This window comes from Streptomyces sp. NPDC001348 (genome assembly GCF_053597535.1).
Genome location: NZ_JBSFIK010000042.1, coordinates 55,959 through 80,415, shown reverse-complemented (window position 1 = coordinate 80,415; position 24,457 = coordinate 55,959). Strand labels below are relative to the sequence as shown.

General features: G+C 69.9%; 17 protein-coding genes and 2 pseudogenes. 13 read left to right on the top strand and 6 right to left on the bottom strand.

The window, feature by feature from the left end; all coding sequences use genetic code 11:
- The 3 genes from ACWC21_RS33240 to ACWC21_RS33230 all read left to right on the top strand — a co-directional run.
- Positions 1 to 1,909, top strand: a 1,909-nt coding sequence (locus tag ACWC21_RS33240; protein ID WP_450887295.1) for a TOMM precursor leader peptide-binding protein, incomplete at its 5' end; no start/stop codon positions are given.
- 226 nt (positions 1,910 to 2,135) lie between these two features.
- Positions 2,136 to 3,296: a sensor histidine kinase gene (locus ACWC21_RS33235; RefSeq protein WP_450887293.1), complete on the top strand. Its 1,161-nt coding sequence runs from the start codon at positions 2,136 to 2,138 to the stop codon at positions 3,294 to 3,296.
- Positions 3,297 to 3,400: 104 nt separating this feature from the next.
- Positions 3,401 to 4,009 (top strand): response regulator transcription factor, encoded by a 609-nt coding sequence (locus tag ACWC21_RS33230; protein ID WP_450887291.1) that lies wholly within the window; start codon positions 3,401 to 3,403, stop codon positions 4,007 to 4,009.
- Between the two features lie 43 nt (positions 4,010 to 4,052).
- On the opposite strand, the gene ACWC21_RS33225 is transcribed toward ACWC21_RS33230, so the two are convergent.
- Positions 4,053 to 4,688: an NADH oxidase gene (locus ACWC21_RS33225; RefSeq protein ID WP_450887289.1), complete on the bottom strand. Its 636-nt coding sequence runs from the start codon at positions 4,686 to 4,688 to the stop codon at positions 4,053 to 4,055.
- Positions 4,689 to 4,875: 187 nt separating this feature from the next.
- On the bottom strand, positions 4,876 to 5,910 hold the full coding sequence (locus ACWC21_RS33220) for a helix-turn-helix transcriptional regulator (protein WP_450887287.1): 1,035 nt from the start codon (positions 5,908 to 5,910) through the stop codon (positions 4,876 to 4,878).
- A gap of 93 nt (positions 5,911 to 6,003) precedes the next feature.
- Between ACWC21_RS33220 and ACWC21_RS33215 the strand changes: the two genes are divergently transcribed.
- From ACWC21_RS33215 to ACWC21_RS33205, 3 genes are all read left to right on the top strand, one after another.
- Complete coding sequence (locus ACWC21_RS33215) at positions 6,004 to 6,402, top strand: VOC family protein (RefSeq protein WP_450887285.1); 399 nt, start codon at positions 6,004 to 6,006, stop codon at positions 6,400 to 6,402.
- Between the two features lie 184 nt (positions 6,403 to 6,586).
- Positions 6,587 to 8,314, top strand: coding sequence for an MFS transporter (locus ACWC21_RS33210; protein WP_450887283.1), 1,728 nt, complete (start codon positions 6,587 to 6,589; stop codon positions 8,312 to 8,314).
- Positions 8,315 to 8,431: 117 nt separating this feature from the next.
- Positions 8,432 to 9,274, top strand: a complete 843-nt coding sequence (locus ACWC21_RS33205) for a hypothetical protein (protein ID WP_450887281.1) — start codon at positions 8,432 to 8,434, stop codon at positions 9,272 to 9,274.
- Between the two features lie 166 nt (positions 9,275 to 9,440).
- Here ACWC21_RS33205 and ACWC21_RS33200 read toward each other — a convergent pair whose 3' ends face one another.
- The gene (locus ACWC21_RS33200) at positions 9,441 to 9,581 is read right to left on the bottom strand and encodes a hypothetical protein (RefSeq protein ID WP_450887280.1); all 141 of its coding nucleotides are present in this window, start codon (positions 9,579 to 9,581) and stop codon (positions 9,441 to 9,443) included.
- Positions 9,582 to 10,361: 780 nt separating this feature from the next.
- Here ACWC21_RS33200 and ACWC21_RS33195 point away from each other — a divergent pair.
- The 6 genes and pseudogenes from ACWC21_RS33195 to ACWC21_RS33170 form a co-directional block, all read left to right on the top strand.
- On the top strand, positions 10,362 to 11,798 hold the full coding sequence (locus ACWC21_RS33195) for an endo-1,4-beta-xylanase (RefSeq protein ID WP_450887279.1): 1,437 nt from the start codon (positions 10,362 to 10,364) through the stop codon (positions 11,796 to 11,798).
- 206 nt (positions 11,799 to 12,004) lie between these two features.
- Complete coding sequence (locus tag ACWC21_RS33190; RefSeq protein WP_450887278.1) at positions 12,005 to 14,302, top strand: molybdopterin-dependent oxidoreductase; 2,298 nt, start codon at positions 12,005 to 12,007, stop codon at positions 14,300 to 14,302.
- Between the two features lie 132 nt (positions 14,303 to 14,434).
- Complete coding sequence (locus ACWC21_RS33185) at positions 14,435 to 14,986, top strand: EF-hand domain-containing protein (RefSeq protein ID WP_450887276.1); 552 nt, start codon at positions 14,435 to 14,437, stop codon at positions 14,984 to 14,986.
- Positions 14,987 to 15,433: 447 nt separating this feature from the next.
- Positions 15,434 to 17,176 carry a DUF262 domain-containing protein gene (locus ACWC21_RS33180; protein ID WP_450887274.1) on the top strand — a complete coding sequence of 581 codons (1,743 nt, stop codon included), beginning with the start codon at positions 15,434 to 15,436 and terminating at the stop codon, positions 17,174 to 17,176.
- Between the two features lie 35 nt (positions 17,177 to 17,211).
- Entirely contained in the window at positions 17,212 to 18,492 is a 1,281-nt protein-coding gene (locus ACWC21_RS33175) for a type II toxin-antitoxin system HipA family toxin (RefSeq protein WP_450887272.1), read from the top strand.
- Between the two features lie 226 nt (positions 18,493 to 18,718).
- Positions 18,719 to 19,189: pseudogene (locus tag ACWC21_RS33170) on the top strand (3'-5' exonuclease); the annotation flags it as partial.
- A gap of 12 nt (positions 19,190 to 19,201) precedes the next feature.
- On the opposite strand, the gene ACWC21_RS33165 reads toward ACWC21_RS33170, so the two are convergent.
- A complete protein-coding gene (locus ACWC21_RS33165; protein ID WP_450887270.1) occupies positions 19,202 to 20,863 on the bottom strand; it encodes an N-6 DNA methylase in 1,662 nt (553 codons plus the stop codon).
- A gap of 214 nt (positions 20,864 to 21,077) precedes the next feature.
- On the opposite strand from ACWC21_RS33165, the pseudogene ACWC21_RS33160 reads away from it, so the two are divergent.
- Positions 21,078 to 21,233: pseudogene (locus ACWC21_RS33160) on the top strand (carboxymuconolactone decarboxylase family protein); the annotation flags it as partial.
- Between the two features lie 307 nt (positions 21,234 to 21,540).
- On the opposite strand, the gene ACWC21_RS33155 reads toward ACWC21_RS33160, so the two are convergent.
- Both ACWC21_RS33155 and ACWC21_RS33150 read right to left on the bottom strand, forming a co-directional pair.
- On the bottom strand, positions 21,541 to 23,673 hold the full coding sequence (locus ACWC21_RS33155; protein WP_450887269.1) for an MMPL family transporter: 2,133 nt from the start codon (positions 23,671 to 23,673) through the stop codon (positions 21,541 to 21,543).
- A gap of 152 nt (positions 23,674 to 23,825) precedes the next feature.
- Positions 23,826 to 24,338, bottom strand: coding sequence for a MarR family winged helix-turn-helix transcriptional regulator (locus ACWC21_RS33150; RefSeq protein WP_450887297.1), 513 nt, complete (start codon positions 24,336 to 24,338; stop codon positions 23,826 to 23,828).
- Between the last annotated feature and the right edge of the window lie 119 nt (positions 24,339 to 24,457).

Below are 24,457 nucleotides of genomic sequence, written 5' to 3'. Positions count from 1 at the left end.
GCTGGCCGGCTCCCGGCTCCGGGTCCTGCCGCTCACCGGCGTCGACGCGGAACCGGTGCTCGCGGCGGGTGCCGAGTCCGGCATCGACGTGAGCGACTCGGACGCGGACCTCACGCTGGTCCTGTGCGACGACTACCTCTCCCCGGAGCTGGAGCGGGTGGACGCCGAGCACCGGGCGGCGGGCAGGCCGTGGCTGCTCACCCGGCTGTGCGGCTACGAACCCTGGATCGGTCCGTTCTTCCGGCCGGACCAGGGACCCTGCTGGTCGTGCCTGGCCGCCCGGCTGGAGCAGCACCGCGGATACGAGGGATCGCTGCAGCAGGCCCTGGGGCTCGACCGCCCGCTCGGCCGGCCGATGGCCTCGCTGTCGGCGGGACGCGCCATGGCCGCGCAGGGCGCGGTCCTGGAGGCCGCCAAGTGGCTGGCCGGTCTGCGCTACGCCGACCAGGCCTCCGTGCGTACGGTCGACACGCTCAACCTGCGGACCCGTGTCCACGCCGTGTCCCGTATCCCGCAGTGCCCCTCCTGCGGCGACCCCGGACTGACGAGCCGACGCGTGCTCGCGCCGTTCGTCCCGGTGTCACGGCCCAAGGCCGGGCACAGCGGCGGTGGCCACCGGGCGCTCACCACAGACCAGTTGCTGGAGCGCTACGGGCACCTGGTGAGCCCGGTCACCGGGATCGTTCCGGTACTCGAACCCTCCCCCGGCGCACCGGAGTTCGCCACCACCTATGTGTCGGGACGCAATCTCGCGATGCGGGAGCGCGGGCCGGCCGGGCTGCGCTCGCTCAGCGGCGGCAAGGGCCTGACCGACAGCGAGGCCCGCGCCAGCGCGCTGTGCGAGGCGGTGGAACGCTACAGCGGCACCCGGCACGGTGACGAACCGGTCGTGACGGACACCCTGCGCGCCCTCGGCGACCAGGCCCTGCACCCCAACTCCTGCCAGCTGTACGCGGACCGGCAGTTCCGCGAGCGGGACCGCTGGAACCGCTCCGGCTCGCCCTTCCACCACGTGCCCGAGCCCTTCGACGAGAACCGGCCGGTGGAGTGGACACCGGTGTGGTCCCTGACCGAGCGGCGCCACCGGCTCCTGCCCACGTCGATGCTCTACTTCACGTCCGGCGCCTCCTCCGCGCAAGGACCGTACGCCGACTCCAACGGCAACGCGGCGGGCAGCAGTCCGGAGGACGCCCTGCTGCAGGGTTTCCTGGAACTGGTGGAGCGGGACGCCGTCGCCCTGTGGTGGTACAACCGCACCCGGCAGCCGGCCATCGACCTGGACTCGTTCGACGAGCCCTACATCGAGCGGCTGCGCCACGGATACCGGAAGCTGGGCCGTGAGATATGGGCGCTGGACCTCACCTCCGACCTCGGCGTCCCCGCTGTCGTGGCGCTGTCCCGGCGCACGGAAGGACCCACCGAGGACATCGTCTTCGGCTTCGGGGCGCACTTCGACCCCGCTCTCGCGCTGCGCCGCGCGCTCACCGAGATGGGGCAGTTGCTGCCGGCCGTGGGCGCGGGCCGTCCCGGCGGCGGCTACGGCATCACGGATCCGCTCCCGGTTCGCTGGTGGCGGCAGGCGACCCTCGCCAACCAGTCATATCTGGCGCCCGATCCGGCCACCCGGCCACGGACTCCGGGCGACTGGACCTACGTCGTGCGCACCGATCTGCTGGACGACGTCAAGGCCATCACCGAGCTCGTCAGCGCCAAGGGCCTGGAGCTCCTCGTCCTCGACCAGACCCGGCCGGACGTCGGAATGCCGGTGGTCAAGGTGCTGGTGCCGGGACTCCGGCACTTCTGGGCCCGGTACGCCCCCGGCAGGCTCTTCGACGTACCGGTCGCGCTCGGACGCCTCTCCCGGCCCACACCGTACGAGCAGCTGAACCCGATCCCGCTCTTCGTATGACGCCACTGTTTCCGGACCGTTGCCCGACCGTCCCGTTGGGCACTTTGCACCAGTCCCCGATCGTGCGCTGTCTAGAATGACGCCGGTTGGATCCGAACCGGAATTCGAGACACGAGGGGGGGTCGGACGAGAGATGGACGGTACCGATCCGAACAGGTCTCCATCGTATTCCGGCCAATCGCAGGACCAGAGCAATGCGGCCACCAGAACAGCCCGGGGCGTTCTGGTGGCCGCCTTGGTCTGCTACCTGGTCATCACCTTCCTCAACATCCTTTCCCAACGGCTCAGTGCGTACAAGCTGGCCCTCGCCCTGGTCTGCCTGCTCCTGGTGTTCCTGCTGCAACTCGTGCACTCGTCACGCAGGATCTTCGAGAAACGGTTGCGCACCAAGATGCCCAGCCTGATCGCCCAAGGGGTCCTCTCCTACCTGCCGTTGATGTGGTTCGGAGTGTCCTGGGGCGCCATGGCCGGCTTCTTCGCCGGTTCCTTGCTGCTTCTGCTGCCGTTACGGGTGGGCTGGACGCTGTACGGACTGACGACGCTCAGCCTCCTCGTCCCCGGCATCCTGAACCACCGGGGCGTCGTCGACCTGGTGTACATGTGCCAGACCACCGCGCTCACCGGTCTCGTGGTGTACGGCCTGAGCCGGCTGACCTGCCTGGTCGACCAGTTGCACCGGGCCCGCGCCGATCTGGCCCGAATGGCCGTCAGCAACGAACAGTTGCGGTTCTCCAGGGACCTGCACGACCTGCTCGGGTACAGCCTCTCCGCGATCACCCTCAAGAACGAGCTGATCCACCGCCTCATCCCGACCAACCCGTTCCGGGCCCGCGAGGAGGTCGACGAGGTACTCGTCATCTCCCGCCAGGCACTGGCCGATGTGCGCCGGGTCGCCAGCGGTTACCGGGAGATGTCCCTCACCTCCGAAATCGCCTCCGCCGAGTCGGTGCTGGCCGCCGCCGGGGTCTCGGTGACCGTCGACATCGACGACTCCGCCGAGCGCCTGGGCGTGGCGACGTCCACCGTGCTGGCCACGGTGCTGCGCGAGGGCGTCACCAACCTGCTGCGGCATTCCAAGGCCTCGTACTGCCGGATCTCCGCCGCGGTCGAGGACGATCTCGTCAGCCTCACCATCGTCAACGACGGCCTGGTGCTGGGGCATCACGTCCCGTCGCCGCACAGCGGCAGCGGCCTGGGCAATCTCGAGCGGCGGCTGGAGGACATCGGAGGCCGGCTGATCGTTCGGCGCTTCCCCGACGGTTCCGACGTGGACGTCTTCCGGATCACCGCCGAGGCACCGGTGCAGGAGGCCCGGGCCGGCGATCCGGGCCCGGGTGAGATCACGGAGCGCGAGCGGCCCTACGGCCGGGCCGACCACGTGGCGTGAGCAACCTTGGCCGGATATAGGCCTGTTGACGAAACACCGACGTCGCATGCGCTTGGGTAGGATCCAGACACTTTCAGGTATGCGGGGGAACGGGGGAAGCGACGATGATACGGATCCTCCTGGCCGAGGACATGCACATGGTCCGCGGTGCACTGGTGGCTCTGCTCGACCTGGAGGACGACCTGAAAGTGATCGCCGAGCTCGAGCGCGGCGACCAGATACTGAGCGCGGCGCGCGAACACCGGCCGGACGTCGCCATCATCGACATCGACCTGCCCGGCCTGGACGGGCTCAGTGCGGCCGAACTCCTGCACGACCGTGTCCCCGAGTGCCGGACGCTGATCCTCACCAGCCTGGGCCGTCCCGGCACGCTACGCCGGGCGATGTCCGCGCACGTCTCCGGATTCCTGCTCAAGGACGCGCCGCCCAGCGAACTCGCCCAGGCCGTGCGCCGGGTCGTCGCCGGCCAGCGGGTGATCGACCCCCAACTGGCGCTGGCGGCCTGGGGCGGCAGCGAGAGCCCGTTGACCACCCGGGAGACCGAGGTGCTGCAGCTGGCCGCGCAGGGCACGGAACCACAGGAGATCGCCGAGCAGCTCCGGCTTTCGGTGGGCACGGTGCGCAACTACCTCACCACTGCCGTGACCAAGCTCAACGGGCGTAACCGGGTCGACGCGATCCGCATCGCCCGCGAGTCGGGCTGGCTGCTGTGACCGGTCCCGTCGGCTCCCGTCCCCGCCCCGGGCGGTGGCGCGGTCAGCCCACGGCCACCGTCATCCCGGCCCCCGCCAGATAGCCGAGGATCGACAGGGTCAACTCGGCGGGCAGCGGCAGCACTTCGACCATCGCGTCCGGTGTCATGGGCCAGGCCAGCAGCGAGACCACCCACATCGCCTCGGGGCGGTGGATCTCCACCCGATGGTCCTGGGTGCGGCACTGCACCAGGAACCCGTCCCCTCGCACGGTGATCGTCACGGTGGGCCGCAGCCGCACCCTGCGCTGCGCCGACAGCCGGACGAGGGAGAAACTGGCGGTCGGCCCCTCCGGCACCACCGACAGCACCGGCCCCTTGAAATCCTCCAGGGACAGCGTCCTGATCACCACGTGGGAGATCCCCCGAAGCACCGACAGGACCACCGTGTAGGTGTCGTGCGCCGGGACCGCCACGTCGTCCGGCTGCAGCAGGTTGGCCAGCAGCACGGGACCGAGTTCCATCCGGCGCAGCGCCTCGGCCACCGCGGGCGCGGGGTCCTCGACCCGCTCCGTGCCCTGCGGACCGCTGAGCACCAGCGTCCGGCCCTCCTCGTCCCACCCGACCGCCGTGTCCTCGCGCAGGGACCACAGGTGATGCACGCGCAGGGGGGAGTCTTCCGTGGCTGGAATCACGGTCAACCTACCTCCTCGGGCTGTCGGAGCCGGCCGGGAGTGCGGTTACCGCCCGCCGACCCGCTGACGAACCTTCAGTATGGAACCGCCCGCGGCTCCACGGCAGCGAGGGGATCACACCGAAGGCATGAGAAAATCACGGCCGTTGACCGCACCCGACCACCGGGTGGCGTGGCCGGCTCGACGGCCGCGCTCATGCCGGGGTCCCGTCCCGGTGGAACCGCTCGCCGCGGGCCGGCGCGGCTGCCCGGGCGCAGGACGCGAGGCGATCGGCGAACGCGGCGACCAGGCCGCGGAGTTCGTCGGGGCGCTCGATGACGAACGGCCGGTCGAGTGAGGCGAGTACCGGAGGCAGCCAGTCGAGCCGCTCCGCCCGTAGCTCGACGCGCCGCCAGCACTCGGCCGCCCGGTCCTCGCCGGCCGTCGGCCCGTGCTCCTCCAGGCAGGCGACGCCGGCGGGAAGGCGGGCACGGATCTGCTCGACCGTCCCGTGGATCCGCAAGGTCACCTCGTGCCGGTACTCGGCCGTGGCGAACCCTGACAGCACGCGCTGTGCCGGACCGGGACCCTCGGGCGCTTCGAAGGTGCCGGGCAGGGTCCGCGCGTCCGCGATGCGATCGAGCCGGAAGGTTCGGTCCTCGCCGATCCCGGCGTCCCTGCCCGTGACGTACCAGCGGCCCGCGTGGGCGACGATTCCGTAGGCGTGCAGGGTGCGCTCGCTGCGCCGTCCGTCGCCGTCGGTGTATCTGAGGGAGACCGGCCTGCGGTGGCGCACCGCATCGGCCATGGTGAGCAGGACCCCGCCGTCCGGGGTGTCGAACTCGCCGGGCCGGTCCGTGAAGCTGAGCGCCTCCAGGAGCGTGTCGAGCCGATGGGCCACGTGCTTGGGCAGCACCCGCCGGATCTTCGCCGACGCCGTCTCGCTCGCCGTGTGTCCCGCTGTCGTCGGTCCCGCTCGGCGGCCGGCGACCAGGCCGAGCAGCACGGCCAGCGCTTCGTCGTCACTGAGCATGAGCGGCGGCAGACGGTAACCGGGAGCGAGGCGGTACCCGCCGTAGCGGCCGCGCACCGACTCCACGGGCACGTCGAGGTCGGTCAGCTGGTCCACGTACCGCCGCACGGTGCGCCCGTCGACGCCGAGCCGCTCGGCGAGTTCGGCCACCGTCCGGGTGCCGCCCGACTGCAGCAGCTCGAGGAGCGTCAGCACGCGGCCGGTGGATCGAGACATGTTCGCAGCTTAGTGCGAATACAGGACTGGTTCTGTCCACTATTTCTCCTAGCCTGCGGAGCGCACGACTCCAGCTCGGTCAAGGAGACCCTTATGAAATTCGTGTCGATCCGCATCATCACCGGCGACGTGGCGCGTCTCGTCGAGTTCTACGAGCGGGCCACAGGGGTGCGGGCGGCGTGGGCCACCGAGGACTTCGCCGAACTCAGGACCCCGGGCGCCACCCTCGCGATCGCCGGCACCCGCACCGTCCCCCTGTTCGCCCCGGGCTCCGCCCGCCCGGCGGACAACCACAGCGTGATCACCGAGTTCCTCGTCGACGACGTGGACCGCGTGCACCGGAACCTGACCGGCTTCGTCACCGACTTCGTCAACGGGCCCACCACGATGCCCTGGGGCAACCGGTCGCTGCTGTTCCGGGACCCCGACGGCAACCTCGTCAACTTCTTCACCCCTGTCACGCCGGAGGCCGTCGAGAAGTTCGCCCGCTGACGGACGCCCCGGTCCCGGACCGGGGTCGGCGGGCCATGCGCCCGCTCGGGTCCGGTCCTGGCGCGTCCCGTCGGCCCGCGGTGTGCACGGCGTGCACTCTGAACCGGGAAGCCGGCGACAAGGGCCGGGCCTGGTGGCGGCGGGCCTGCCCCAGGGCGGAACGAGCGAACGGCAGGACGCATTCGTGCACGGGCGAGACAGAGGGCGACGGTTCAGCGAACCGGTCGAAGGGTGGACCTCGTCGGCCGCCAGGACGCTTTTCCTCCTTCTCGCCGCCGAGAACCTCGTGATCAACTACACGGCCACCGCCATGAACGTGGCCCTGTCGGCCCTCGTCGGCGACCTGCGTACGACACTGGTCGGCGTGCAGTCGGCGATTTCGCTGTACGCCCTGGTGGTCGCCGCGTTCATCATCAGCGGAAGCAAGCTCGGCACACGCCACGGGTACCGGCGGACCTTCGTCCGCGGCGGCGGACTCTTCGTCCTGGGGGCGCTGGTCGCCGCCTCCGCCCCGAGCCTGCCGTTCATACTGCTCGGCTGGTCCCTGCTCCAGGGGCTCGGTGTCGCGCTGATGCTTCCCTCGCTGATGGCGATGCTCACCAAGACCTTCTCCGGGGCCGTACGTACCAAGGTACTGTCCACGCTGGCCATGACGTCCGGAATCGGTGCGGCGGCCGGCCCCGTCCTGGGCGGCCTGGTCACCAACTATCTGACCTGGCGCGTGTCGTTCCTCCTGGGAGCCGTGTTCACCCTGGCCGTGACATGGCTCATACGGCGTACGGGCGACGCCGGGGCGTTCCCGGGACGCCCCGGGCAACGCTTCGATGTGCGCGGGGTGCTGCTGTCCACGACGGGACTGGTGCTGCTCGTCGTATCGGCCCTGTTCGCGGGACGATACGGCCTGCTCAGGGCCCGGCAGGACTTCGTGGTGCTCGGCCACACGCTGCTGGAGCGCGGCGGTCTGTCACCCGTGCCCGTCCTGGCGGGCCTGGGGCTGCTGGTCCTGGCCGCCTTCGCCGGGTGGGAACTGCGTCTCGTCAAGAGCGGAAGGGACCCGCTGATCCGAGTGACGGTGCTGCGGAACCGCGCGGTCCGGGCCGGGATCGCGGCCCAGCTGATGCTGATCCTGGTGCCCAACGGCATGCTCTTCCTGGTACCGGTCTTCCTGCAGACGACCTTCGGATTCAGCGCGCTGCGCTGCGGAGTCGTGCTGCTTCCGATCACTCTGGGGCTGATGACGGCCGCCCCGGCGACCGCCCGGCGCATCGCACGGGGGAGGATGACCCACCGTGCCGCCTCGATGGGCGCGTTCGTCTGCCTGGGCGCGGGCTGCGTCGCCGTCGCCGTCCTGTTCAGTCCGCACGCGCAGGGAGTGACGGTGGTCGGCCTGGCGCTCGCACCGGGCATTTACCTCGTCGGGCTCGGCCGGGGCATGGCCACGGCGCTCACCGACCTCGTCCAGTCAGCGCCTGAGCGCGACGAGGTGAGCGACGTGACCGGGCTCTCCTACACGGCCGGCTACCTGGGGAGTTCGTTCGGAGTCGCGCTCGCCGGTGCCTTGATGACCACGGCGCTGCTGTACGCGTTCGAGGGCGGGGTGCGCGACAGCAGCGCCCTTTCCACCGGCCAGAAGGAGCTGGTGACGCGGTCGGTGCAGCAGCAGGTCCAGGTCACCGCCCTGTCCGACGACGTGCTGCGAGCGAAGGCGAGATCACGGGGCATCACGGGTACCGCGGCCGACGGGCTGGTACGGGTCAACGCACATGCCAGGGAGCAGGCGCTGACCGTGTCGGCCACCGGCATGGCCGCGCTGGCAGCCGTCGGCTGGCTGATGTCGCTGCGGCTTCCCGTCCCGGCCCGGACGACGACATCCGCGGGTCCGGGACGGGCAACCCCGCCGCACGACCGGTAGCACTCGGCCAGCCCTGGAAGCCGCACCCCTGATCCAACCCCGGCGTGGCGGACATTGCAGACAAAAAGGGCGAGACATGATGGAGGGACGGAAGCGTCGTGCGAGGAGGATCTCGGCATGGCCACACCTCGCTCTGTCGGCAACGGGGGCGTATCGGACGGCAAGTCACGGTTCGACGATGTGTACGGCAGCCCGGACCCGCGGGCGTACTTCAGGCGGCTGGCGCCGCTGGAGTACGAGATCCCGCACCATGCCCAGCCGGTCTTCCGGCAGGCCGCCGCCGAACGGGCCGCGCTCGACGACACCCGCACCCACAGGCCGGCGGTGCTGGATCTGTGCTGCTCGTACGGGATCAACGCCGCGCTGCTCAATCACGACGTGACGCTGGCCGAGATGTACGAGCGGTACACCTCCCCTGATGGCCAGGCGATGTCGACGGAGGAACTGACGGCATGGGACCGGGCGTTCTACAGGGCGCGGCGCCGGCCGGACGCGGCACCGGTGCTCGGCCTGGACGTCTCGGCCCCCGCCGTGCGCTACGCGCTCGAGGTGGGTCTGCTGGACGCCGCGTTCACCGACGATCTCGAGCAGCGTTCCCCCAGCCCCGGCCTGAGCCGCGCCCTCGCCGAGGTCGGTCTCATCACCCTGACGGGCGGGGGCAGTTACGTCACCGACCGAACATTCACGGCACTGCTGGACGGCGCCCGCAGACCGGTGTGGGTCGGCGCTTTCGTGCTGAGGACGGTGTCGTACCAGCCGATCGCCCGGACACTGGCCATGCATGGCCTGAACACGACAGTCGATGTGTCCCGCACCTATCCACAGCGCCTCTTCACCGACGAACGGGAACGGCGCTACGCGATCGCGGCGGTGCGGGCACTGGGCGGCGACCCTGCGGGGAGGGAGGAGAACGGCCGCTTCCACTGCCTGTACTACGAGTCCCGGCCCGGCACACCCTGACGCGTGGTCGCCACCGCCCGGGTATCCGGACGAGCGGGTCACCGCCTTCCGGCGAGGGTCGAACCGTAGGTCACGTGCCCTTCGCCACCGGTTCGAGGATCGCGACGCATTCCACACCAGGTCCTGCCCGCGCACAACCGCTGGGAGCACCGTCACGGCCCTGAGGTCACCGGTTCCCGGAGTCCTCCACCAGGTTGCCGATGAGCGAGAGGAGGGCGTCGGCGCGGTGCCGGTCCTCGCGCTGGGCGCGCAGGGCCTCGTCGGCGGCCCGCAGGCGGGCCAGGGCGGCCGGGTCCTCGTCTTCCACGTCGTAGATCAGCCGATCGAGGTCGAGTGCGTGTCGATGCAGCGCGATCCCGAGTGCCGCACCAACCGACCCGCGTGCGGTGCGTTGCCCTTGGCGTACACCAGGTGGCCCTCGTCGAGGCCCGGAGCAACGGAATACGCGAGTATCTGGTGCAGGTCGGCAATCTCAGTGGGACCTCCGTCAGCCTCGCCTGCAGAGGGCGAACGGCGTCAGCACCGCTCGCATGTATCGCCGTCAACGCCGAACCTTTCGCACCCCTCCACCCCGGACAGCGCGCGCCTTACCGTCAAACGACCGGTTGTACGCCACTTGACCGGGAGCGGAGCGACGGGCGGGCGGTGCGGACACTCGGCCGACTCTGCCACCGACGTCCGTGGCACTGAGTAATCAGCGCCCGCAGTCGCCCTGGTCTCGCCCCAACCCGCCGCGATCCGCCGATGGCTGCACCAGTGGGCACCGTGTGCTTACCCCATGTCGAAAGTTTCGTAGGCCAGTCGGAAATTTCTCCTGCGAGGAGTATTGACGATCCACGGTCATCACCTCAATATCCCTGTCGGAGAACCGGCCTTGGTTCGTGATTTCCGAGTCGGCTGCACGACAGATCCGCGCACCATGTCACCTGCGCCACCACGTTTCGAACCGGTGAGGTTCGCAGCTCGAGACGTGGAGACCCGCCGCCCGCCGTACGTCCGGCCCACCCCGTCCGTCTGCCGAACGGGGGCGGACGGCGCAACCCCTGCACTTCGGTCCATCCGTGATTTTCACCCTGGAGGCACAGTCATGGGCTCCTACGCCCTTCCCAGATCCGGTATCCGCCAAAAGATCCGCGGCCTGCTGCCGGCACTGGCCGTCGGCGTCCTCGGTGTGGTCACCGCACTGGTCGCGCCGCCGACCGCACACGCCGCTCAGAACACGCTCGGCGCCGCGGCGGCACAGAGCGGCCGCTACTTCGGCACCGCCATCGCCTCGGGCAGGCTGGGCGACTCGGCGTACACGTCGATCGCGGGCCGTGAGTTCAACATGGTGACGGCCGAGAACGAGATGAAGATCGACGCCACCGAACCGCAGCGGGGCCGGTTCGACTTCAGCGCCGGCGACCGCGTTTACAACTGGGCGGTGCAGAACGGCAAGCAGGTGCGCGGCCACACGCTGGCCTGGCACTCCCAGCAGCCCGGCTGGATGCAGAGCCTCAGCGGCAGCTCACTGCGCCAGGCGATGATCGACCACATCAACGGCGTGATGGGCCACTACAAGGGCAAGATCGCCATGTGGGACGTCGTCAACGAGGCCTTCGCCGACGGCAATTCGGGAGGCCGGCGGGACTCCAACCTGCAACGCACGGGCAACGACTGGATCGAGGTCGCCTTCCGCACCGCGCGCGCCGCCGACCCGGCGGCCAAGCTCTGCTACAACGACTACAACATCGAGAACTGGACCTGGGCCAAGACCCAGGGCGTGTACAACATGGTCCGGGACTTCAAGCAGCGCGGCGTGCCGATCGACTGCGTCGGGTTTCAGTCGCACTTCAACAGCGGCAGCCCCTACAACAGCAACTTCCGCACCACACTGCAGAATTTCGCCGCCCTCGGGGTCGACGTGGCCATCACCGAACTCGACGTCCAGGGTGCCTCGCCCACGACCTACGCCAATGTGACCAACGACTGCCTGGCCGTCCCGCGCTGCCTCGGCATCACCGTCTGGGGTGTACGCGACACCGACTCCTGGCGCTCGGGGGACACACCGCTGCTGTTCAACGGCGACGGCAGCAAGAAGCCTGCCTACACCGCCGTCCTCAACGCACTCAACGGCGGCGGCTCCACGACGCCGCCCCCTGCGGACGGCGGACAGATCAAGGGGGTCGGTTCGGGCCGTTGCCTGGACGTGCCCGGCGCCGGTACCACCGACGGCACACAGCTCCAGCTGTGGGACTGCCACAACGGCACCAACCAGCAGTGGACGCACACCGACGCCGGTGAGCTCAGGGTCTACGGCAACAAATGCCTCGACGCCGCGGGCACGGGCAACGGCTCCAAAGTCCAGATCTACAGTTGCTGGGGCGGCGACAACCAGAAATGGCGCCTCAACTCCGACGGATCCATCGTCGGTATCCAGTCCGGACTCTGCCTGGACGCCGCCTCAGGCGGCACCGCCAACGGCACCCAGATCCAGCTCTACACCTGCTCGAACGGCGACAACCAACGCTGGACCCGCACCTGAGGGGCCTGGCACACGGTTTCGACGCGGACAACGCGTCTGTGCGGCCGCTTGAAGGCTCGTGCACCCACAGGGGTTGGGCGGCGGGCCGCAGGGGGAGTCTGTGCCCTGCGGCCCGCCAACCGAAGTGAGGGCCCTGTGATGTGAGTGGCCGCTGTCCGAGAGCCGGGGAACCGCAGAGACGGAGTTGATGCATCGTGGAACGACGCATGTCGGTCGCGACGCACTGGGGCAGTTTTGTCGCGGTGGTTGATTCCGGTCGGCTGGTGCGAATCGAGCCGAGGGGCGATGACCCCGCGCCGTCGCCTATCGGACCCGGAATGGTGACAGCCGCCGACGACAACGCCCGCGTGTTACGCCCCGCGGTACGCAAGGGCTGGCTGAACGGCCTGCCGCGCGCCCACGACACGGCCAGGGGCACGGACGCCTTCGTGGAGGTGAGCTGGGACGACGCGATCACCCTGGTGAGCGAGGAACTGCGCCGAGTGCGTTCACAGCACGGAGACAGCGCCGTGTTCGGTGGCTCCTACGGCTGGGCGAGCGCGGGCGCGTTCCACAACGCGCAGCAGCAACTCCACCGGTTCCTGGCGTTGGGCGGGGGATACACCGACTCTCGCAACACGTACAGCACCGCAGCTTTGGAGGTCATCCTCCCCCATGTGATCGGAGGAGCTCCGTGGAGCTACCAGTCCCGGATGCCGATGTGGGGCGAGATCGCCGAGAACTGTGAACTCGTTGTGGCGTTCGGAGGGCTGGCCCTCAAGAACAGCCAGATCAACCCCGGCGGACTTGCCAGGCACCAGACGCAGGACTTGCAGCGCCGGTGCCGTGCGGCCGGGGTGCGGTTCGTGAACATCAGCCCTATCCGCAGCGACACCGCCGGGTTCCTCGACGCCGAGTGGCTGCCCGTCATTCCCAACACCGACACCGCCGCGATGCTCGGCATGGCACACACCATGCTGGTCAACGGCTGGCACGACGAGGACTTCCTTCGCCGTTGCTGTGTCGGGTTCGACCGCTTCGCCTCCTACCTGACCGGCGAATCCGACGGCGTCGCCAAGGATGCTGCCTGGGCCGCGAGGATCACGGGCATCAGCCGGGACACGATCACCGAACTGGCTCGCCGCCTGTCCACGCAACGTTCTCTCATCATGGTCAACTACGCGATACAACGGGCGGACCACGGCGAACAGCCGATCTGGATGTCGGTCGTGCTGGCTGCCATGGCGGGCTCGATGGGGCGGCCCGGCTGCGGCTGGGGCGCGGGCTACGCGACGATGGACGCGACCGGCGTCGCCCCCGGCCGACCCTCCGTGGCGTCGATTCCCCGGGTTCCCAACCCCGTTGCGGATTACATCCCTGTCGCACGGATCGCCGACACCCTGCTGCATCCGGGCAGGACCATCGACTACGACGGCCGGCGCCTGACCTTGCCCGAACTCCGCCTGATCTACTGGTGCGGAGGGAACCCGTTCCACCACCACCAAGATCTCCATCGCTTGACCCGTGCCTGGCAGACCCCTGACACGGTGGTGGTTCACGAAGCCTGGTGGAACACCACGGCCAAGTTCGCCGACATCGTCCTTCCCGTCGCCACCAGCCTGGAGCGCGACGACTTCGCCGCCGGATTCTCCGACCCCCACCTCGTCGCGATGCCGAAAGTCCGTGAGCCGGCGGGCGAGTCACGCACCGACCACCACATCTTCACCGCCCTGGCCTCCCGGCTCGGATACGAGTGCGAGTTCACGCAGGCGCGCTCCGAGATCGAATGGGTCCGGCACCTCTACGAGCAGACGAGGGCCGGCCTCGGCGACGGCGGGACCTTGCCGGGCTTCGACGATTTCTGGCGAAGCTCCACAGCTGAGCTGCCGGCGCTGAGCGGCCCGTTCCCCGGCAGCTTCGAGGCGCTCCGCACAGATCCGCAACGCTTCCCCCTGACGACCCCGTCGGGCCGGATCGAGATCTTCTCCGAGGAGATCAACTCGTTCGGCTACGACGACTGCACCGGGCATCCGGCGTGGTTCGAACCGGCGGAGTGGCTCCGTGCCGGCCTGTCGGACCGATTCCCGTTGCACTTGATCTCGAACCAGCCCGCCTCACGCCTGCACAGCCAGTACGACAACGGCGGCCACAGTCTCAAGTCGAAGATCCGCGGCCGCGAGCCCGTGACGATCAATCCACTGGACGCCGCGCCCCGTGGCATCGAGAACGGCATGATCGTACGCGTCCACAACGACCGCGGCAGCTGTCTGGCGGGCGCGGTCCTGTCGGACGACGTCATGCCAGGCGTCATCCAACTGTCCACAGGAGCATGGTGGGACCCGGCCCAGCCAGGCCGGAGCGGCACCTTGGACCGCCACGGCAATCCGAACACCCTCACGGCCGACCGGGGGTGCTCGCGTCTGTCCCAGGGACCGAGCGCCCACAGCGCGCTCGTCGACGTCGAGCTCTACGACGGCCCTCTGCCGGATGTGCTCGCCTTCACACCACCACACCTCGAACACTGACACGCAAGCTGCCTGTCTCTTCGGGCAGGTCCTTCGTGTTCGCCGTCGTCAGGCGCGCAGCGTGCCGCCCCGGCTGCCTGGGGCTCCCCCAGGTTTTGCAATTGCGTAATCAGATGAATACTCTGCGCAGTCGTGACTGCACTTCAAGACCTCAAGTACGGCCAGTGGTTCCGGGGCGCCGACGTCGACGGCGACGGGTTCATCACCCAGCAGGACGTCCGAGCGATGAGCGAGCGCTACATCGCCGCCCGAGACACCGCGCCGGACTCCGCAACCGCCCGCCGACTCATCAAGGGAATGGACGGGTTCTGGACGAATGTGATCGCTCCGATGGACCAGGACGGTGACGGGAAGGTCGATCTGCGGGAGATGACCGAAGGCTTCAGGAGCGCCCTGACCGACCCCGCCCTCTATCAGCAGCAGATCGCGCCGGTCACCAACTGCTTCTTCGACCTCGTCGACCTCAACGCAGACGGCAGGATCGACCAGGCCGAGTTCCAGCAGATGTTCGACTCGGTCGCCGGAGTGCCCGCCGAGGACTGTGCCACGGTCTTCGCCGCTCTGGACAGGGACGGCTCCGGTGGGCTGGACCGCGCCGAATTCCACCAGGCCGTCACCGAGTTCTTCTACGGCGACGACCCGGATGCTCCTGCCAACCACCTCTTCGGCAGGATCACCGCCTGACGACCCGGTATCCGACCGCCCGCACCACTGTTGTGCGGGCGGTCGGCGTCGAGGCCCCAGGCCAGGCAGTCCCCCGGGCACGTCCCGTCGGTCGGCGACCGACTTGTCGTTCTCGTCAAGCTCCGGCGCGCCCCGGCCGTGCAGCGGGCGCAGCACACCGGCGGCCGGGGTCGAGGCGGTGAAGCTGTAGCGGACGAGCAGGTTGACTCCTGTCGGCATACGCGACCGCCTGCGGCAATACCCGCAGAGTAGGCCCATGCCCGGGTTCCCTGTGGCACTTTCATCACTTTGCGATGGCCCACGACGATCGGCTCCGTCACCGCGTTCACGAGGACCGTAAAACCGAGACGTTGATGACGTCAACAGAGTGGACTGCGGGATTATTCGTTGACACTGCTAACAAGAGCGCCTCATACTGAAGACGTCGATCGTCGTAGCGTGTACGGCATGGGACCCACCGACCAGGGGGACAGGAAGATGACCACCGCAGGCCTGGAGACGCAGCCCAGCGCCACCACGTACGAGCTGGGCGACCTCGTGGCCCAGGCCTGGAGCGGCCGGATCCACGTCCCTCACTTCCAGCGCGACTTCCGCTGGGGCACCACGGATGTGCTCCGGCTCTTCGACAGCATCGTCAAGGGTTATCCCATCGGGAACCTGCTTCTGTGGGTCCGCAAGACGCCCGCGCGTTCCTTCACCCTCGGCCAGCTGAAGATCGACGCGCCGGCCTCTCCGGACGCCCTCTGGGTGGTGGACGGGCAGCAGCGCATCACCAGTCTCGCCAACGCGCTCAGCCCCGAAGGACATCTGCACGAGCCGTTCTCCATCTACTACGACCTCAGGGAGAAGCGGTTCATCGCCCAGCCCAAGACGCGCGAGCCCCAGCACATCGCGCTGCCCGTCCTCTTCGACCTGAAGAAGCTCCTCGGGTGGTTCCGCACGGAGGGTGAGCTGGTCGCCGAGCTCTTCGACGAGGCCGACCGGGTGGCCACCGCACTGCGCCAGTACAAGGTGCCCGCCTACCTCGTGCGGCAGGACGATCTCGACATCCTGACCGACATCTTCGACCGGATGAACAACTACGGGAAGCGCCTCAACCGCGCGGAGATCTTCTCCGCGCTCTACGCGGGCCCGGAGGAAGGAGCCGCGGAGCGGCTGAACCTGTCGCGGATCGCCGACCGCATCGCCGCCAGGACCGGCTTCGGCACCATCGACACGGACACCGTCCTCGCCTCGATCCTCGCTCGCCGCGGACCGGACCCGTCGCGGGACATCCGTAACGAGTTCAGCTCCACCGGCCGACGGACCGCCCCGGAGTTCGAGGACGAGGACCAGTACGCCGCCTACGGCGAGGGCGAAGAGGCGCTGGTGCGCGCGATCGGTTTCCTGCAGGCCGAGGCGGAGGTACCGCACATCGCGCTGCTCGTCTACCGCGCGCTGCTCGTCGTACTGACCCGCTTCTTCGCTCACTTCCCCGACCCCGAGCCCAACACCCGCCGCCTGCTGCGACGGCTGTACTGGCGAGTGGCCGTGTCCGGACCCGCCGTCTTCAAGGGCAGCTTCACCCAGGTGTCGCGCGTCCTGTGCGCGCGGATCCGCAAGGGCGACGAACGCGGTTCGATCATGGGGCTGATGGACGCCATGGCCGAGGCCCAGCCGTCGATCCCGACCATCGAGCGTTTCCGGACCAACGAGGCCGCCGCGAAGATCATCCTCAGCTCGTGGTGGTCCCTGCGCCCCCGCTCCCTGGTGACCGGTGTGCCCGTCGATCTCCAGAGTCTCTCGACGCTGCTCTCCGATCAGAAGACCGCGGCCACGGTGGCCCACGTGATCTTCCCTCGTGGGCTCACCGCACAGCAGGTCCTGTACGCGGCGAACCGTCTGTTCCTGCCCAGCGCGGAAGACCCCGTCTCGGAGATCACGACATTGCTCGCTCACCGTCCTGACCATCTGGACGAGGAGACCTGGGACCGCGTGCTGGCCTCGCACACCATGAGCCGACAGGCGAGTCAGGCCCTCGCCGAAGGAGACCGCGAAGGTTTCCTGCAGCAGCGTCAGCAGATCATCCAGCAGCACCTGAACGACTTTCTCGGGCGTATGGCGGAGTGGGACTACGAGGACACTCCCTCGTTGGACTCACTGGACTTCGACGCCCTCGACGAACTCGACGGGTCCGAAGAGCTGTTCTAACCGGTCCACTCACCGCGAACAGGACACCACTGCGCATGACCACGCTCCCGGAGAAGTACTACGCCGTACTCCTGCACTCCCGCCGGATCGGCACACTCTGCCAGAAGGGCGACCACACCCGCTTCGTCGTCAACGAGTCCTACGTGACCGATCCGCAGCGGCCGGTACTCGGCCTCCGCTTCGAAGAGAACCTGCGCGCCCCCTACGCGTCCGCCCTGCGGCTGCCGCGCTGGTTCTCCAACCTCCTCCCCGAAGGCCCCCTGCGGGAGTGGATCGCCGACGACCGCGGTGTCTCACTCGACAGGGAGATGGAACTGCTGGCCCAAGTCGGCCACGACCTGCCCGGCGCCGTCCAGGTGCTGCCTGCCGACGGACCCGACGACGGCTGGGAGTGGCCTGACGGCGAGCAGTCAGGAGGAGGGGGGAAACGCCCCGGTGGGGCCTACGGCTTCCCGTCTTCCGACTCGCCATGGCGATTCTCCCTGGCCGGGGTCGCCCTGAAGTTCTCCATGCTGGCGCGAGGAGACCGGCTCACCGTTCCCGCCGCCGGCGTGCACGGCGACTGGCTGGTCAAGTTTCCGGACTACCGCCATCCGGACGTACCGCGCAACGAGTTCACCATCATGTCCCTGGCCCGGAGCGCAGGGCTCGACGTTCCCGACGTGCGCCTCATGCACCGTGACGAGCTCGACGGGCTGCCTGACCGCATGTGGCCGAACGACGAACAGTGGGCCTACGCCGTCCGCCGTTTCGACCGCACCCGGGACGAACATCGTGCCCCCGTCCACATCGAGGACTTCGCGCAGGTCAGGGACAAGTACCCCCAGGACAAGTACCAGTCGACGTTCGAGACGGTCGCGGCTGTCGCCTATCGCGGCCACGACAGGGAGTCCCTGCGCGAGGCCGCCCGGCGGATAGCGTTCTCCATCGTGGTGGGCAACGGCGACGCCCACCTGAAGAACTGGTCCCTGATCTATCGCGACCGCCGGGTCCCGTCGCTGTCGCCGGCGTACGACCTGGTGTCCACAGCGCCCTACGCACCCAGCGACGAACCGGAGGACCTCGGGCTCAAGTTCGGCGGCGGCAAGTCCTTCGAACGAGTACGGCTCGCCGCCTTCGACCGGCTCGAAGGCGCCCTCGACCGCCGTTTCGGGACGACCGACGCCCGACTGCGCCAGGAGGCCGTGCAGACCATCGAGCGGACCCGCGCTCACTGGCCGCGGTATGAGGAACACCTCGCGGAGAACCAGAACCTGCGCAAGACGATCGGGGCGTGGATCAACAGCTCCGCCCAGCGTCTGCTCAGGGGCGCCTGACGGCGATCGGCCGGCCGGCAGTGTCAGTGCCGACCCGTACGCTGCGCACGAGACCGTACCAGGCAGAAGGATGATCCATGGCCCAGAGTGTCCGGAGTTCCGGCTGCGCCTGCCAGGCGGAGGTCCCGAGGCCCGGGGACGCCTGCTGACGGAGAAGGGGACCAACGGGAGCCAGAAGTTCGTCGTCCTGGCCGGGTCTCCGGGACGTCCGGAGGTCGTGCCGTCTTCGGTTCTGCACGGACGCAGACCGCACATCGATGGGTACGGCGCGGAACAGGACGAGGTCGTCGTGCTGGTCGAGCGCGTGGAGAGCCGGCCCTCCCAGGGCATCCGTCCCTCGGAGATCGGTGTGTGCACCCGGTTCGACGTGCTGCTGGACAAGGTGTCCGCAAGCTGTCCGCGGCGGGTGTTCCTGTGGCCGGGTCCGGGACAACCCCGAGCCACGGGTGGAGGGTGTGCGGCTGTCCACCATGCACGCCATGAAGGGGCTGGAGTTCCGCTGCGTGGCAGTCCTCGGCGTGGCGGCGGGTGCGATCCCCTTCGCGCGTGAGGTCACCCCTGCCCCGGTGGACTCTTCGCAGCACGAATCGGATCTGCTGTGCGCGAGCGCTGTCTGCTGTTCGTCGCGTGCACCCGGGCACGCGAGGCGCTGGCGGTGTCGTGGAGCGGGGAGCCCAGTCCGTTCATTCCTCGCTGAGCCGACCGTGCGTCACTCGGGCGGTGGTGCGAGGGCGCCGCTGCTGAGCCCGTCCCGGGCCAGTGCGGCGGCCTCCTTGCTCAGTTCGGCCATCCTCCGTGCCCGCTCCTCGAATTCCCGCAGCGCCCGGAAGACGGCGCCGTAGCGGCGCTGCTCGGCGATCTCCATCTGGGGAATGCGTGCGCCCTTCGCATCGAATCGGAAGGTTCCGCTGGCGCTGGTGGAGCGGCGGGTGTTCGAGGTGCTGCGCAGGAAACCACGTAGGAAGTCGGTGTCGAGTTGCTCGCTCACGGAGACCGGCTCGGAATCGCCGTACTCCACGAGTCCGGCACGCGCGAGGTCCGCGACACTCACGGACGGGCCGTCCGGTACGCCGGCCCCTCGGCCTTCAGCCAGGTAGGGCAGGAGCTCGGTCAGTCGCTCGACCTGTTGCGCCAACTCGCGCCGCGCGCGTTCGTACTCGGCGACGTAGTCACGATGGGACTCCCTGACGTGCCGTCCCGGAGTGAGGTCCACGGCATCATCGAGCAGTTCGATCAACGGCACGTCCACCGTCTGATCGGGCCTCGGCTCCAGGGAGCCCTCCGGGTCGTTCTCGGTCAGATCCACCATCCGGACGCTGGTCGCCTCGTCACCTGGCGATTCAGGACGACGCAGCTGCCACAGGTGCACCGGAAGCGCGTGCGAGGCCGCGGACCCTGGTGGCAGGGAGACAACCTGGGTCAGAACGCCGCGCCGCACAAGCTCGGCCCGGATACGGCGGCCCGCCTTGCGGTAGGCGACCGATGCCGGCATGACCATGAGAACTACGCCCCCCGGCGCGGTGTGCGCGTACGCGTGCTGAAGCCAGGCCAGTTCGCCTTCGGCACGGGACGGGGTACCGAACTCCCAACGGGAGTCGAGGAGCAGTTCTTCGCGCCCCCAGTCGCTGTCAGCGACCGGAGGGTCGCAGACGACCACGTCCGCTCTGAGGTCCGGCCACTGATCGTCGCGGAGGGAGTCTCCAGAAACGATGTCGACTCCGGTACGTCGAGTGAGATCGGCCCGCAGTTGCGCGAAGCGCGCGCTGCGCGCGTCGGCTTCCTGACCGCATCGGCGCGGCCCCTGCTCGGGCCCGGTGGCCAGGAGCAACGTGCCGATACCACAGGCCGGGTCGAAGACGATCGCGTCGGCCCCGACCTCTCCGACGACGTGCCGCACAGCACGGACGACGCGTGACGAGGTCACCAGGTCCGAGCCGGCGCGGCGGACGGAGTCGGTGAAGCGTTCCGCAAGACTGTTCGCCGTCTCGCCGGCCGAGCCGCCTTCCGCCGCGGCGCGGAGCAGACGGACCGCATCCGGTGGCAGAGCCCCGAGCATCTCGGCCGCCGGGTCGGCCAGCAGCCGAGCCGCGTCGGCGAGTGCGCCCAGCATGTCGTCACCGTAGGCCCCCCGCAACGCCTGCCACAGCCGCACCCCCTCGGAGACGTCCTGCCCTTTGCGCTGCTTGTCCAGCCATGCCTGAACCTCGGACAGAGCGAACAGGGGACTGCCCGTACCACCACCGGCGGGTGCCGGAAAGTCGTCATACCGCCGCCTCCAGTTGGAGACCGCGGCACGGGTGACGCCCGCGAGCCGGGCGATCTCGGAACCGGTGACCAGCGATCCGGCCTTGGTGGCGGGTGTGTCTGGCATACACGCCACCGTACACACAAGCGCCCACCGATTCCAAGAGTTGCCCGTTGACGACGTCAACAAGAACTTCTGTCGCCTTGCAGGCATCCGCAACGACTTCTGCGGTGTCTCCGGGCGTCCCGCGAAGGTCGCCGGCGTCACGGTCCGCACCGGTGACCTCGTCGTCGGGGACGTCGATGGAATCGTGGCGCTCCCCGCGTCCGGCACCGAGTGGATGCTCGACCACGCCGACGCGCGCGTGACCCACGAGAGAGAGCGAGGCTTCCACCTCGGCAAGGCGCTGGAGAACGGTGTGACCAAGGACGAGCTGGTCGAGGCCATCGCCCATCCGGCCTTCCACGCCGGGTGGCCCAACGCGATGTCGGCGATGACCCAGCTGAAGGCGATCGTGGACGAGGCATGGCAGCCGGCCTGGTTGAGGGCCGCACCCACCGCCACCGACAGACCGGGAAGACCTGAGGCACCATCATGCGAGCAACCATCATCCACGCACCGGGTGACATCCGGGTGGAGACCGCTCCCGAGCCGGCGATCGCGGCGCCGACGGATGCGATCATCCGGACCGTCGCCATCTGCGTGTGCGGCTCCGACCTGTGGGACTACCGGGGTCCGGGTCCAAGTCGCGACAGCGGGCGCGCACCGCCACGGCACTGGTGCACGGCGGCTGAGGCGGGCCGTCAGCGGTCCCCGCGGTCGGTGCGGGAGGGGGCGTTCGCGCCCGCCACCGCGGGCGAGGTCCCTTCCTGTCGCCCGGAACCCGGCCGGGTGGGCCACCAGACGCGGTCCCCGGCGTCCCGCACCAGGGCCGGGACCAGCAGCGAGCGCACCACCAGCGTGTCGAGGAGCACGCCGAAGGCGACGATGAACGCGATCTGCGCCAGGAACGCGAGGGGGATGACCCCGAGCGCGGCGAAGGTCGCGGCGAGGACCACCCCCGCGGAGGTGATGACCCCGCCGGTGGCCACCAGTCCGCGTCGTACGCCCTCCCGTGTGCCGTGGCGCAGGGTCTCCTCGCGGACCCGGGACATCAGGAAGATGTTGTAGTCGACACCGAGGGCGACCAGGAAGACGAACCCGTACAGCGGCACGGACGGGTCGGTGCCGCTGAAGCCGAACAGGTCGCGGAAGACGAACGCGGCGACACCGAGGGTGGCGGTGTAGTTGAGGGCGACGGTGAGCACGAGCAGGAACGGCACGGCGAGGGCGCGCAGCAGCAGTACCAGGATGACCAGGACGACCGCGAGTACCACGGGCACGATGACGGTCCGGTCCCGTTGCGCCGCGTGGAGGGTGTCGTACTGCTGGGCGGTGTAGCCGCCGACCAGGGCGCGGGCGTCCGGCAGCGCGTGCAGCGCGGTGCGCAGCCGGGTGACGGTGTCGCGGGCGGCCTGGGTGTCCGGGGCGGCCTTCGCGGTCGCCTCGAGGCGCACCCGCCCGTCCACGACGCGCGGCTCCGCCGCGGGACGGCCCTCGGTACCGGTGGCGGTCACCGCGGCGATGCCGGAGGTGGCGCGCACGGTGCGGGCCACCCCGTCGGCCGCGGCGGCGTCGGCGAGCACCACCACGGGGGTGCCGGCACCGGCCGGGAAGTGGCGGGCCAGGGTCTGCTGGGCGGCGACGGACGGCACGTCGCGGACGAACGTCTCGTCGAGCGGCACACCGCGGGAGTCGAGGGTGAGGGCGCCCGCCGAGCAGACGAGCAGGCCGGCCAGGGCGAGCGCCCACACGCGGCGCGGTGCCCGGTCCACGAGGGCGGCGACGCGGCGCCACAGTCCCGTGGCGCCCGCGTGGCGCTCCGGGTGGGCCGGCCAGTAGGCGGCGCGGCCGAGCAGGGCGAGGACCGCGGGCAGGAAGGTGAGGGCGCTGAGCACGGCGGCGGCGATGCCCACGGCGCCGACCGGGCCCAGCGCGCGGTTGTTGGTCAGGTCGCTCAGCAACAGGGTGATCAGGCCGAGGGCGACGGTGCCGGCGCTGGCGAGAACGGCGGGCGCCGAGCGGCGCAGGGCGGTCCGGGCGGCGGCGCGGCTGTCCCGTCCCGCGGCCAGTTCCTCGCGGCAGCGCGCGGTGACCAGCAGCGCGTAGTCGGTGGCGGCGCCGATGACGAGGATGGACAGAATGCCCTGCACCTGTCCGTCGACGCGCACCAGGCCGTGGTCGGCCAGCGCGTACACCACGGCACAGGCCAGGCCGAGTGCGAAGACGGCGCCAGTGATGACGGCGAGCGGCAGCAGCAGCGAGCGGTAGACGAGCAGCAGAATGACCAGGACCGCCAGCAAGGCGACGGCCAGCAGGACCCCGTCGATGCCGGAGAACGCGTCGGTGAGATCGGCCTGCGTGGCGGCCGGGCCGGCCAGCTGCACCCGGGTGCCGGGGACCCGCTCGGCCGCGGCGCGCACCTTCTCCAGGGTGGGCGCCAGCAGATCGCCGAGGTCGGGGCGGAGCGGCACGACGGCCTGGAGGGCCTCGCGGTCGTCGGAGGACAGGGCGGGGGACGGTGCGCCGGCCGTGCCCGTCGCGCCGGTGAGCCCGGCCACGGCTGCGGTGGCCGACTTCTGCCGGCCGGTGACCTCGCCGCCGCCGTCGGCGGTCCACAGCACGATCACGGGCAGGGTCTCCCGCTGCTGGAAGGCGGCCTGTTCCCGCAGCACGCGGGTGGACTCGGCACTGCGCGGCAGGAAGGCGGCCTGGTCGTTGGTGGCGACCTCACCGAGGCGCCCGGCGAAGGGGCCGAGCAGCGCGCCCACCACGAGCCAGACGGCGATCATGGCGACGGGTACGAGCCGGTGGGCTCGCGGGTGCTGGGGCTTCATCGTGCTCCTTCGGTGACTCGGCCCGTTCACTCGACGACAAACAATCTCAACGATTGAAGCATTTGTGGGGACGGAGATCTTCCCGTGGTCTCCCTCGTGCTTCCGTCCGCCCCCCGTATCCGGATGCACGGCCCGGCGGAATCCGGGCGCGGTCAGCCGTCGCCCAGGCCCGGTATCTCTCCCAGAGCGTCGTTGAGCGCGGTCAGGAAGCGCAGCGCCACCTCCAGCTCGCGCTCGTCGAACGCGGCCCCGGCACGGCGCAGGGCGTCCGCGAGGGGGCGGAAGTGGGCGCGGGCCGCGGCGCGGGCGTCGGCTGCGTAGCGCAGGTGGACGACGCGGCGGTCGGCGTCCTCCCGGACCCGGCGGACGTGCCCGGCGCGTTCCAGCCGGTCGATGCAGGCGGTGACCGCGCCGGAGGTGAGGCCGAGCACGGCGCGCAGCCGGCCGGGGGTCATCGGCTCGGTCGCGTCGAGGATGGCGGCGAGCGCCTGCACGTCGGTGGGGTGCAGGTTCTGCCGCGCCGCGTACTGGTGCACGACCCGGCCGACCTCGCCGTGCATACGGCGCAGCTGGACGGCGAAGGCGGCCAGGTCACCGGCGAAAGCGGGGGGCTGGTCGCCGCTGGAGGGGCCGCCCGGCGCCTGCCGCGGACGCGCTCCGCTGATGTCGGTGTCCACCGGCGCATCGTACCGGGGTACTCGTGACCCACGCGGTCGCGCTGGGCGCGCAGGGCCTCGCCGGCGGCCCGCAGGCGGGCCGGGGCGGCCGGGGCCTCCACTGCGGA